The organism is Shewanella donghaensis (genome assembly GCF_007567505.1).
Taxonomy (GTDB): Bacteria; Pseudomonadota; Gammaproteobacteria; order Enterobacterales; family Shewanellaceae; genus Shewanella; species Shewanella donghaensis.
Window position 1 is genome coordinate 1,380,681 of record NZ_CP041783.1, and the last position, 13,091, is coordinate 1,393,771.

Annotated in this window: 10 protein-coding genes; 3 read left to right on the forward strand and 7 right to left on the reverse strand. The window is 38.7% G+C overall.

Going from position 1 to position 13,091, the window contains the following annotated elements; genetic code table 11:
• Position 1: 1 nt before the first annotated feature.
• Positions 2-928 carry a transporter substrate-binding domain-containing protein gene (locus FPK91_RS05835; protein ID WP_144209287.1) on the reverse strand — a complete coding sequence of 309 codons (927 nt, stop codon included), beginning with the start codon at positions 926-928 and terminating at the stop codon, positions 2-4.
• A 405-nt stretch (positions 929-1,333) separates the two neighbouring features.
• Entirely contained in the window at positions 1,334-2,614 is a 1,281-nt protein-coding gene (locus FPK91_RS05840; protein WP_158638066.1) for an acyltransferase family protein, read from the reverse strand.
• Positions 2,615-2,762: 148 nt separating this feature from the next.
• On the opposite strand from FPK91_RS05840, the gene FPK91_RS05845 reads away from it, so the two are divergent.
• On the forward strand, positions 2,763-3,614 hold the full coding sequence (locus FPK91_RS05845; protein WP_144209293.1) for a LytR/AlgR family response regulator transcription factor: 852 nt from the start codon (positions 2,763-2,765) through the stop codon (positions 3,612-3,614).
• Positions 3,615-4,114: 500 nt separating this feature from the next.
• Here FPK91_RS05845 and FPK91_RS05850 read toward each other — a convergent pair whose 3' ends face one another.
• The 4 genes from FPK91_RS05850 to norR form a co-directional block, all read right to left on the reverse strand.
• Positions 4,115-5,143 carry an isoaspartyl peptidase/L-asparaginase family protein gene (locus FPK91_RS05850; RefSeq protein WP_227006695.1) on the reverse strand — a complete coding sequence of 343 codons (1,029 nt, stop codon included), beginning with the start codon at positions 5,141-5,143 and terminating at the stop codon, positions 4,115-4,117.
• Positions 5,144-5,326: 183 nt separating this feature from the next.
• On the reverse strand, positions 5,327-5,824 hold the full coding sequence (locus FPK91_RS05855) for an HAD family hydrolase (RefSeq protein ID WP_144209298.1): 498 nt from the start codon (positions 5,822-5,824) through the stop codon (positions 5,327-5,329).
• Between the two features lie 89 nt (positions 5,825-5,913).
• Entirely contained in the window at positions 5,914-6,600 is a 687-nt protein-coding gene (locus FPK91_RS05860) for a YoaK family protein (RefSeq protein ID WP_144209301.1), read from the reverse strand.
• Between the two features lie 154 nt (positions 6,601-6,754).
• Positions 6,755-8,362, reverse strand: coding sequence for a nitric oxide reductase transcriptional regulator NorR (norR, locus tag FPK91_RS05865; protein ID WP_144209304.1), 1,608 nt, complete (start codon positions 8,360-8,362; stop codon positions 6,755-6,757).
• A 230-nt stretch (positions 8,363-8,592) separates the two neighbouring features.
• On the opposite strand from norR, the gene norV reads away from it, so the two are divergent.
• Positions 8,593-10,143, forward strand: a complete 1,551-nt coding sequence (norV, locus tag FPK91_RS05870) for an anaerobic nitric oxide reductase flavorubredoxin (RefSeq protein WP_144209308.1) — start codon at positions 8,593-8,595, stop codon at positions 10,141-10,143.
• Complete coding sequence (gene norW / locus FPK91_RS05875) at positions 10,143-11,279, forward strand: NADH:flavorubredoxin reductase NorW (RefSeq protein WP_144209311.1); 1,137 nt, start codon at positions 10,143-10,145, stop codon at positions 11,277-11,279. The genes norV and norW overlap by 1 nt, the downstream gene beginning before the upstream one ends.
• A gap of 97 nt (positions 11,280-11,376) precedes the next feature.
• Here norW and FPK91_RS05880 read toward each other — a convergent pair whose 3' ends face one another.
• Complete coding sequence (locus tag FPK91_RS05880; protein ID WP_144209314.1) at positions 11,377-12,834, reverse strand: lipid-binding SYLF domain-containing protein; 1,458 nt, start codon at positions 12,832-12,834, stop codon at positions 11,377-11,379.
• Positions 12,835-13,091 lie beyond the last annotated feature (257 nt).

A 13,091-nucleotide genomic window follows, 5' to 3' on the forward strand; every position in this document is an offset into this window, starting at 1 on the left:
GCTAGTATTCTAACTCCATAAAAAATTTAGGATAAAAATAAAAAACATCAGGATAATATTTTTTTACTAATTTTAAATAGCTGCCATCACCTATTTTTATTTCTAAATAAGTATTAAATGCTGTACGTAATTCAGGTGAATTTTTACGAAATGCTACAGCCATTCGCTGCTCTTCAGATATTGGACCAATAACTTTTATTTCATCCGACCACTTTTGAAGTGCTATTAGTGTGTCAGGAACATCAAGCAGCGTGCTTTCGGCATCGTGATTTATAATAGCGGGTACCATTTCATTCAGTTTTCGCGCTTTTACTGGCAAGATAATTTTTGCCTCTGTTTGTGACATATTATATAAATCGGGATCTAAGCAGGATTGCTTCATAGCCAAAACAGTGCGGCCTGAAAGCTTTGATTTTACGGCTTGTATATCGGTAATAACTGAACCACTAGATTTAATGGGTTGTAACGTAGAATCTGTTCGAGCGACTAACCAAACTGCTGAAGGGAAATACACATCGGAAAAATCTAGAAGTTGAGATCTCCAATCAAGAATTGTATATCCATTAGAAATCACATCCCCTTGTATTGGTACTTTTGTTCCTAATTGAATACTCTGATTTACATAGCTTGCATTTTGGCCATTAATTTTACCAATAAGATTACCCCAAGATGCCTCAACAAATTGATATTCAACACCTAAATATTTTGCAAAACCTCGCATAAGTTCCACATCTAAACCATCTTGAACTATTTTCTCGTCTTGTGGATATTGAATAACAAAATTCGCATAGGGAACGCCAATATGCCTGAGTACCCCAGACTTTTTAACCTCTTTGAGATCATATGCAAGCGTATGAGAGCTTAAAAAAACAATACAAAACAACAATAATTTATTTAATAAATTTTTACTGCCTCTATTATTTAACATTCTTCCTCCAACCAATTCAAACCACCCTACGAATAAAACAGGTGCCTAAAACATCACCGTAAAGAATAGTAAGCTTTTAACAAAACATCACTTAAAGTGAATTATGGTTCATCAATTAATCACTTTCCGTTCCTTATGTAACATAAGCTAATTTTTAGGTGAAACTCTTGAAAACCGATCGTAATAAAGACATTTCCCTAAATAACTAAAGCCTTTTTAATAAATTACTTACCCCTAATGCAGATGGGTGGATAGGTAGAGTATCAAAGTATGATTTAGCAAACACAGAGCACTAAAATACCAACATAACAGTAAGCTAAACAGATGAATACACTCTAATAATAGATTACTTTACCTCTTTTAATAGCCTTTTCATATATCTTTAAAGCGCTCTTTTATCCTCGCTTATAACGTGATCTGTAAACCTATAGGAATGATAAGCAAAATAGCCATGATATAACCGATTCTTTGACTTACTATCTGATAATCGCCCTTCATTTTCAAGCCAAATAATGGCCTGAATAAATCAACGCGTCTTATTAATTCATATGCAAAAAAACACGCTAATACAGTAAAAATAATTAATAAAATGGGTTCAATAATGGACCCTAAATTCATTGAGCTAAGTTGATACCCAATGACCAAAATGAACGTTTGATGAAGAATATAGAACGGATAAACAGCATCATTAAAGTATCTCAAATTGGCAGATGGTTTATTTAAATATTTATAAGCAAGACTAAACACCGTAAGCGCACCTAATACCCGCATTAAGCTGTAATTGAACATACCAAGTAATAAAATGACGGGGTTTTCAGATTGCCCACCTTCAGATAGCTTTAGCCAAACAAGATTATAAAAGGCTATCGACGCAATGTAACAGCAAACAGATGCAAAAAATAAAGGTTGAATCAGCTCACTCACTCTCTGCCAAAATATCGAATTCCAGCCAATAAGGTAACCATAAACCATGAAAGTGAAACCTAATGGGTACCTCACAGTATCCATGTCCCAATTAATTTGAATGATAAATAATGGCAGTACAGCCAAAATAACGGCCAACACACCATGACGTGTGAATAGCCATGTCGTTGCAAGGCTAACCCATTGAGAATTTAACAACGGTAACAAACAAAGTAATATTAGAGAAAATTGCCAAAGTGAACGAATGAACCATAAATGATTAACATCAATATGTGGCCAAATACCAGATTGATATTGCTCAAAAACTGCAGAGTTTGGGGAGTAAAACTCGCTTAGAAACTGCCAATAACTCAAATTCAAATCGCCGTTATAGCTCATTTCAACATAAAGCTGTGGCGGTACCACAACCAAAACACCAAACAATAATGGTAGTAATAATCTAAACGAGCGCATCGAAATAAATCGCCACATCGATACTTTAGCGAGGACAAACCGAATAGCAATGCCAGAAATAACCCATAACACAGCCATCCTCCAAGGCTCTACAATCAACATGATATTTTCAAGGAACTGAGATTGATACTGACTTTTTGCGTGATATCCCCAATTTTCAACGTAGAACATGCCGCTATGAAATAATATCAATAAACCGAAGACTAATATTCTTAACCAATCTAAATCGTAACGACGGCTTGGCATATCGTCTTGGTTGGGCACAAATAATCTCGCTATCCCCATCCAACTGATTCTATTCTTACTCATTATCATCTACATCCTAGTATCTTGTGATAGCCATATCATCACTGATAGACTAGTTAATTAAATGTCTAAAAGGCTGCAACAACAATGGTTAGGGACAAGCGGTGGTATGCAGGGATGAAAATAATTTACTCATTGGAAATAAAACAAGATGACTAAATTAGCACACTTTCAAAAGTACAAACTTCGATATGAGATGGCAATATTGTGTTGTTATTTCTTAATCAATAATACCCTACTAGCGACTTCTATCATTATGGAAGCTGATCGAAAAGGTACGCCTCTTCCCTTTCAAGTATGGGAACCTTTCGTGTGGGAATACTCTAGTGCAATTGGCGTATTAGTATTATTTCCATTACTTATTTATAGCTTGCAACGCATACCGTTTGAATGGACATCAATAAAACGTTCGGTACTGTATTACTTTCTGATATCCGTGGTCTTTTCACTTTGCCATGTGGCTATTATGGTCGGCATAAGAGAGTCGATATATTTTGTTATGAACAGTAATTATGACTTTGGCAATATTGGATTTGAGTTGTTTTATGAATATAGAAAGGATTTATGGAGCTTTATATTTTTCATCATATTCATTAATGCATACCAATTTATTCTTAGTCGTTTGCAAGGTGAGGCTAACCCTGTGGCACAAAGCGAAGACGATAACATCAGTCAAAGCTTTGATAGACTACTAATTAAAAAGCTAGGTAAAGAATTCATTGTTAAAGTAGAAGAAGTAGAGTGGTTGGAAGCGAACGGTAACTATGTCAACTTGCATATCAATGGCCGCATTTACCCAACCAGAACCACACTTAGTAAGCTTATCGAGAAAATATCAACTAAAGGCTTTTGCCGAATTCACCGCTCACATGCTGTAAACTTGGAAAAAATCGAGTCGATTACCCCACTGAGTAGCGGTGATAGCGAAGTTAAACTTAACTCAGGAAAAGCATTAAACCTTTCAAGACGGTACAAAGAAAGCTTTAAAACTCAACTGGGATAACGTGTTAAATCGTGGTTCTTTAAAGGCTTTAGAAAAATCCAGCCTTTAAAGAGTCTCAACGATCATTAGACATAAGACTCGCTAAAGGTCATTTAGGTCTAATGAGATGCTCTTCAATATCACAAGGTGTATATTGAACTCAGAATAAAGCAGTGACATATAGCCAGCTAAGTAACCTGTTTGACTGCGCTCTATAATATAATCTGCTTGTTGATCCTCAGGCCATAGTCGTAACTCATATCAAACCAAAAAAATTCAATATCACTATAAGCAGTGGTCATCATGAAATAGATATGAGGTATTAGCAGCTGACTAGAATGCTGTTTTAGTTGAAATGTGATCAAGGCTATAGCTGTAGCAATGAGTCCAGCAGCAGGAAGTCAATTCTGTTATGTCCTCAATATTTGGTGGTATGAACTTAAAAAGCACCAAGCGAACGCTTGATGCTTTAATACCTATTTAAAATAACTTGTTATTCATGAATAAGTAATAATAAACGACTATTTATCACGCCAAATCATTACTTGGGCTTCTTCGCCCTTTTTGCGGGTCGCACGGTACATACCTTCAGTATTAAATGGTGTCGCAATATTGCCGCGATGATCGATAGCGATTACACCGCCTGTGCCACCAGCGGTGATAAGACGCTGATTAATGACTTCATCAGCAGCTTGAATAATTGATTTATTTTGATATTTCACTTTGGCACAAATATCCCCTGCCACGTGGTAGCGAATAAAGTATTCACCATGCCCGGTTGCTGAGACTGCACATACGCCATTTTCAGCATAAGTGCCCGCGCCGATAATGGGTGCATCACCAATACGGCCATAACGCTTATTAGTCATGCCACCTGTTGAAGTCCCCGCGCTAATATTGCCACTTTTATCCAGTGCTACGGCGCCAACAGTGCCTACTTTAAATTCGACATCAAGCGCGTTATGAGAAGCGATATAGTCTTTATTACCAGCCTTAGCTTGCTCCATTTTCGCTTTTGCACGTTGCAATGATTCATAGCGATGTTGGGTATTAAAAGTTTCATTGGCAACTAACGACACACCTTGGGTTAAGGCAAACTCTTCAGCGCCTTCACCATAAAGCATCACATGTACTGACTTATCCATCACTAAACGCGCTAAATCAATGGGGTTTTTAACGTGCTTAACACCCGATACAGCGCCTGCATTCATGGTTTTTCCATCCATAATAGAGGCGTCCATTTCGTGCTGTTCATTGTGGGTATAAACCGCCCCTTTGCCAGCATTAAAGTATGGTGAATTTTCTAACACATTTATCGCTTTAGTGACTGCTTCAAGGCTTGAACCGCCTTTTTCTAATACCAAATAACCGGTATCAACTGCTTCCTTTAACTTAGCGCGATAGGCTTGCTCTTGCTCAGGGGTAAAACTACTGGGTGTTATCGTCCCTGCTCCGCCATGAATCGCAATGGCAAACGGCTTGTCATTGGCAACACTGCCAAAAGATGAAACCAGCAAGGTGATACATGACAACATGGTTAATTTATTCATTGTTATTCTCATATTTATCAAGGGGGTTAAACGATTAATTTTATAGATTCTATTGCAAAAATGGCATTAAGCAACTTATCGAGTGAATTATGATTATCGAGAAAGACATTGTGGCAGGCTTTTATGAAAAGCCTTGTGTCCTGAGATAAGTTAACACTGACTCAAAGTAGATTACCAATCACATTAGACTTTGGAGACTAACTTGCCATGTAAAAGGCAAAGCTCATTTAAATGTTGAATAGCACTCGCGCCATGAGGAACATTTTTCCTATGCTGTTCGGTCAACCATATAGCATTAATACCCGCTGCTAGCGCTGGCTGTATATCTTTAAGCAAACTATCACCCACCATGGTTACTTGAAACTTTTCAGCACCAAGCTTACTCATGATAGTAGGCAAAAACTCAACTTCTCCTTTTGAGAAACCAAGGTTTGCTTTACAGAAATAGCCTTTTATAAATGGATCTAGCCCTACACGCTTAAACGCTGTCTTAATGTCATTTTCAGTAGAATCAGCGGCGCCTGTAGCAATATAAATATCAGCAGTGTGTGACAATTGAGTCAAGGTTTCGATTGCTCCGTCAACCGCTTTAACCTTTTCCCAATGACACATTTTTCCGTGTTCATCAGCAAAGTCGACCATTAATGTATCGCCCCAATCAAACAAATAGATAGCTTTCATTTACATTCCCAGAGTGAAATAGCACGTAAATTAACGCACTGTTTATTTCATTTATTGACTTACTATTTGCTCTATTTTAATTCTCTATTTTATTGTTCGTGTTTATCACTCATTTTATTATCAGATTTTGCATTAAAGACAGAATATGACAAAGCCAATAACAAGCAAATTGTAGCGGGAATGAATAAGGCTTCGAAGTTGAATGACATAAACGAATATGTCCCCAAAACCCCGCCTATAATAAAGCCCGATATGATTAGCATAAACAGTAACGCTTTGCGTTTATCGAATAGCTCACCTCTTAATCTCGCACCAATCATGATCCCCAAATCAGTGAATATTCCAGTGACATGAGTCGTACGAACCACTGCGCCACTGAAAGTGGTGACTAAGGCATTTTGCAATCCGCAGGCAGCAGAGGCTAAATAATGTCCAAACAAAGAATCTCTTGTTAAAAAATAGACAGAGCCCAGCAGAAATAGTGCTTCTAGTGAAAGTAGTCGACTGTAATTTCGGCCTAATCTTAATGCACCACCACGTAGAAAGAACCCAGATATGGTTGATCCCACTAAGAAACTCATTAGTACACCAAATAAGTGCAAAGCATTCATAAATGAAGTGTTGGCAATAGATGTACCGATAATGGTGGCCGTGCCAGATAGATGTGAAACTGACTGATGGCTAAACCCCAGCAAACCAACCGAGTTAATAAACCCAGCAACCAGTGCAAGAATAAAAGCACCATATTCGACCCAACGAGGTAATCTTGAAATCACAATAATCCTTTCAACAACACGTTATCTTATGAATAAACACTCTCAGTGCAATTATACCTAAGCGTTTGCAAGAAAATGTGACAGTTAAACGTTATGGAAAGAACATTTAAATAACGCCATCTGCCATTAATACCTTCATTTTATATACATTGTTTTACTTTAAGTTCAGTCGCTTCATCAATCGATGCAGATTGCCAGGGCTTAATCCCAGTTGCAGTGCGGTATTAGACAGTTTTTCATTATTAGCCATATAGGTTTGCTCAATAAGCTGTGTTTGAAATAACGCTGTCGCAGCCTTTAAATCCATCTGTGCAAACGGCTCCAATAAAGCATTTGGGGTTTCAGATGATTGAGCTAATGGGTTTTGAAATGAAATAGCGGATGACGCTGACTTTAACTCTGACTCTGACAAAACGCCTTTTGCTGAATGGCCCTCAATTGAGCTTAATAAACTAAAATGTTGTGGCTTTAATATGAGATGAGATGAATGCGTCTCTGCTTTAGCTAACACTGCGGCGCGATTTAGAGCATGTTCTAATTCACGTACGTTACCTTCCCACTGGCTTTGTTGCAACAACGCAAGCACTTGCCCATCGAGTTTAATACTGGCGACATTCAATTTATGCTGGCAACGTTCAGCAAAAAATCCAGCTAGTAAGATGATGTCTTTACCACGCTCTCGTAGCGGTGGCACAAACAGGGGAAAGACACTCAAACGATGATAGAGATCCGATCTAAATCGTCCTACTTTCACCTCTTCATGCATAACGCGATTGGTTGCTGCAATAATGCGCACATCAACTTTAATATTATTGTCATCACCGACTCGTTGAATATCGCCATACTGCAATGCCCGCAATAACTTAGCTTGTAACCCTAATGACAGTTCACCAATTTCATCTAAAAATAAAGTGCCATTATTGGCTAGCTCAAATTTACCTTTTCGATGGCTTATCGCCCCTGTAAAGGCGCCTTTAACGTGGCCAAATAGCTCACTTTCAGCCACTGACTCTGGTAATGCTGCGCAATTGAGGTAAATAAACGGCTGAGTACTTCTGCTTGATTTAGAATAAATAGAGTGAGCCACCAGCTCTTTGCCCACACCCGTTTCACCCATGACCAATACTGATAAATCAGTTTGTGCCACCGCCTCAATATGCGACTTGAGCGCTTGCATGCCTTTAGATTTTCCTATCATGTCGTTCTGGGTTGATTTTAAACTTTGCGATTTACCTGCACTGTTCACATCGATATGGGTTTCTAATTTTTCAACTAATAATGCGGTATTCAAACTGTTAGCCGCTAACGCACTGATTAAGCGTAAATCACTATCTTGAAAGTTATCAAATTGACTAGGGTCAAAAGCATCAATGGTTATCGCACCAATTAAGCGACCTTGCTGAATAAGTGGTAAGCCAATACAAGAGTGAACATGGAGCATTTCATCATGATTAGGGATTAAACCATCATAGGGATCAGGTAAATCACTGTCAGGCGGGAACCTGACTATATCACCTGCGCGAGCTATGGCTTCTAAGCGAGGATGTTGTTCAATTTCAAAGCGTCTACCTAACACATCTTCAGTCAAGCCATTGATCGCAAGTGGAATAAACTGCTGCCCTTTGAATAGCAATAATGCAGCAGCATCGCATTTAAGCTGACTTTGAATGGTCGCCAGTAAGCGCTCAAACCGATCTTGCTCAGAAATACTGGAGGAGATATCTAACGCAACTTGTATCCAATCATTCTTATATTGATCCATTTTACCGCCACTTGTTCAAACTCATCATTACCTGATTTCAGCATAGCATTTAATTGTCAAATCGATAATTTTTTATCCAATTGATAATTAAAATTTATTATCAAAAAGATAATTGTTTCCGATAATTTTTTAGATATCTAACAAAAACAGCATGTTAAAAAGTTGGCCTACTACGTGCAATGTGCTGGACAAGATTCTTATTAAATTATGTTTTATATAAAGGCTGTATTATGACAATTCATGTAAAGAACAACATTCATTGGGTAGGTCAACGCGATTGGGAAGTTCAAGATTTCCATGGTACTGAATACAAAATGACGAAAGGCACTAGCTATAACAGTTATTTAATTCGTGAAGAAAAAACAGTGCTTATCGACACCGTTGATCATCATTTTAGCCTACAGTTTTTGCAAAATCTTGAAATGGAAATCGATCTTAATAGCATCGATTACATTGTCATCAACCATGCTGAAGAAGATCATTCAGGTGCCTTAGCGGCGCTAATGGAACGTATTCCTAACACGCCGATTTACTGTACTGAAGCGGCTATCGATTCAATTGTTGGTCATCACCATCACCCTGAGTGGAATTTTAAAACCGTTAAAACCGGCGACAGTTTAGATATTGGTAATGGCAAGCAATTAGTCTTTATTGAAGCGCCAATGCTGCATTGGCCAGACAGTATGATGACTTACATCACGGGTGATGCTGTGCTGTTTAGTAATGATGCCTTTGGACAACATTATTGTGATGAACATTTATTCAATGATGAAGTGGATCAAGTTGAATTAATGGATCAATGTATGCGCTATTACGCTAACATTTTAACGCCGTTTAGCAGCCTTGTTATTGCTAAAATCAAAGAGGTATTAAGCTTTAATTTACCTGTTGATATGATTGCCACTTCACACGGTATTGTGTGGCGCGATAATCCCATCCAAATCATTGAACAATATCTTGAATGGGCTGATAGCTATCAAGAAGATCGTATCACCATTTTTTACGATTCTATGTCTAACAACACCCGTATGATGGCCGACGCTATCGCCCAAGGTATTCATGATGTTGACCCTGGTGTTGCAGTCAAAGTCTTTAATGTTTCACGCCATGATAAAAATGAAATCCTCACCAACGTATTTCGTTCAAAGGGCGTTTTAGTGGGTTCTTCAACCATGAACAACGTGATGATGCCTAAAATTGCGGGCATGCTAGAAGAAATCACCGGTTTACGATTCAAGCAGAAAAAAGCAGGCGCATTTGGTAGCTATGGTTGGAATGGTGGCGCTGTTGACCGTATTCATTCACGCTTAACTGACGCTGGTTTTGAAACCACTGTAGGCTTAAAAACCAAGTGGCGTCCAGATGGTAAAGCGATGCGAATTTGTCGTGCACACGGCCAACAAATTGCCAAGCAATGGGCATTGCATGAACTGAATATTACCCCTTTTGTACCAGAGCCCGTTGCTGAGCCGGTACTGTATAAAGCAGCAGAACCTCTAGCTGTAACTGCTGTAGATGTGACTAATACGGTATCGCAAATATCAGCAGCTGAAAATGTCGCAAGTTCAAGCTCAACGGTTAACAGTGAAGCCCATGACAGCGATTGCCAATGCATGATTTGTACTGTGTGTAATTGGGTATACGACCCTAAAATTGGCGAACCTAATCAAGGTGTTTTACCCGGCACAACATGGGCTGAAGTCCCTGATTACTTCTTATGTCCAGAATGTAATCTCGGTAAGGATGTATTTGCAGTACATAGCAAGGTTGAGGTTGCGTAATGATTAAACCCATTACTATTATTGGAAGCGGCTTTGCCGCTTACCAGTTAGTTAAAACAATACGCAGAATGGATTTAACCGTTTCTATCACGGTGATTACAGCTGATAAAGGCCATGATTATAACAAGCCTGATTTAAGCCATGTGTTCTCTAAAAAGCAGTCTATTGCTGATGTTATTACCATTCAAGCAGATGACTTTAAACAGCAATTTAATGTTGAGCTGTTTGCAGAATATCGCGTGACGAATATCGATACTGATAATCGAATTATCACAGCAAATAACCAAAGCTTTGAATATGAAAAGTTAGTATTTGCCACTGGCGCCAGCCCTTTCGTGCCCCCAATTACGGGCATGCCTGATGGTGTAGCATTAACGCTTAATAGCTTGAATGATTTTGAAAAAAACCAGCAACATATAAACAATGCTAAATCGGTATTGGTGATAGGCGGCGGGTTAATTGGGGTTGAGGTGGCTTTAGATCTTGCAAACGCTGATAAAAAAGTCACTTTGGTTGAGCCTAATGCCCAGCTCATGCAAATTCAATTACCTGAGTATGTTGCCCATAAACTCACTCAAGCTTTAGAACAGCAAGAGATAGAGGTTTATACCGCCACAGGGGTTAGCTCAATGACTCAATCTGATGATGGGCTTATCGTAACGTTAACGAATGGCAGGAAAATAGAGGCTCAACAAATCTTAGTTTGTGCTGGTTTAAAACCCAATATAGCCCTTGCTGCGGCTGCAAACCTGCTGGTGAGCCGCGGTATATGTGTTAACGAGTTTATGCAAACATCCGATGCGAATATTTATGCTTTGGGTGATTGCGCAGAATTTGAAGGCCAAGTTAAAGCTTATTTACAGCCAACCTTAATCAGTGCGTCTGCATTAGCGAAAACATTGTTGGGCGAAGTGACTAGCGTTAAACTGCCCAACATGATGGTAAAAGTCAAAACGCCTAATTACCCGATTCAAATTGGCGGTAAAACTGACTCATCTTCTGTATCACGTTGGAACCTTGATATTCAATCACAAGGCATTGTGGCTAAAGGCTATGACATTGACGACAACATGGTGGGATTTGTGGTGACTCAAGACTGCACTCAACAAGCGTTTTCATTGTTAAGACAGCTCTAACGTCTTAAGTTTATTAATGCGCAAGCATAAAAAAGAGCGAATTATCGCTCTTTTTTATTGGTTCATATATGAGCATATTTAACCACAATAAACCTCATTAGAATCGCATGGTGACACTCGATATAAACTGCCGTTTATCATCACTTTTCCAGTTGTACTCCATCGCAACAGACCACTCATGATTGAAAATATAATTGGCGCCAACTACTCCCGACCACTTATCAGCGTTGCTTTGATGCACTTCATAGTTAATGAATGAGTCAGTTCCAGGAATGGCTTGCTCACCTGTTAAGATTAAATCACTATCAAAATAAGCAGCGCCGGCAAATACTGAAATAGACTGCAAGCCAGATAACGCAAAACGTTTTCCTATTCGTGGCGACGCGCTAAAAATATGCCCTTCTGCATTGGTTTTTTTCATATCCGCATAAGTAAATGATAATGGCAGCACAAAGAAGTAGTCCTCCCAACCAGCAGCCAATATCGTTCCAACGGTGTAACTTGTACCTCGAAGGTTTGCGACAACAGGTACGGTTAATGCTTTATCTGCTAGCGCCTTACATATAGGAAAGTTAGCTATCTTGGAGCAATCAACACCTGATTGTTCTAAAAAACCATTACCATCAATGGTAAAAGCAATATCAGCTTCACCTTTAATTTTGCCTACACTGGCAAAAACATTCATAAACGGGAAAATCCATGCATCAACTTTAAGTTGCGGGGATTTAGTGCTATTTGAGTTGTCATGGAAAGTCACAAAATCGATTGGTAATCGGTCTGAACCATTAAAACCCACTTCAAGCTCATCAATGTTCATCCCTTGAAAAGTATCGGTATAGACAATGCTGATCCCATAAGGTTTTGGTAAATCGAAGCCTTTATCAATAACGTCTTGTGCAAAAAAAGGTAAAGCTCGGCTCCATTCTCTGGCATCAGTATCAGGTTCTATCAATGACTTATTCGCAACAAGACCTTCCCCTAAGCCTGTATCAGTTAAATCATGATTAATGGTTGTTTTAAAAACGGTTGCGCCGCCAATGGCAATGGCGCCTTTACGAGACATGACATAGATAGGCGTGTTTTCATTAATGGAAGCTTGAGCAATTGAACTCATCGTGGTATCAACACCAAAATCCCAGCTCGCTGACACGATAGGTTCAAACTCACCCGATAAAAATCGTTCCATATCAGCGCGGTCATCAAAAATAACCAAGGCTTGATACTGGTTGTAGCCTAGTCCAATGGCAAGGTTATAACGATCAACGTCAAAATACGTTACTGAATCAGTGTGATTATCATACATGGCACCAATGCCAGTACCACCGCCAATAATAGACAGATTGATATTAGACATATCCACGACGGCATAGCCTTCTGACTGCGCTATTTTACTTTTCAATTGCGGATAAAATGTGGTTAATTCCATCACGAGCTGCTCAGAACTAGCCGTAATATCTTGTCTAACGCTTTCGCGTTTTTCTATTGGGATAGTGCTACTGCAGCCTTGCAGTAACATTATGACAATAGATAAAGTAAATAATTTTTTAACGCACATATTCCGTCCACGGACACCACTTATAGCCGTATATTATAATTCATTTTTAGCGAAAAATTGTCTTAAATAACACTGTCACACACGAAACGGTTTCAACTGATATTATTATCACCAATTTGGGTAACGAGCTTAATATGATTAAGCAAAAATAAAAATTAAGATGAAATAATTGAAGTATCACTGTTTAATACCAGATCGCATATCCAAGACTCATAAATAGCACTTAATAAAGCCCCTCAGCTTAGACACTAATTGAT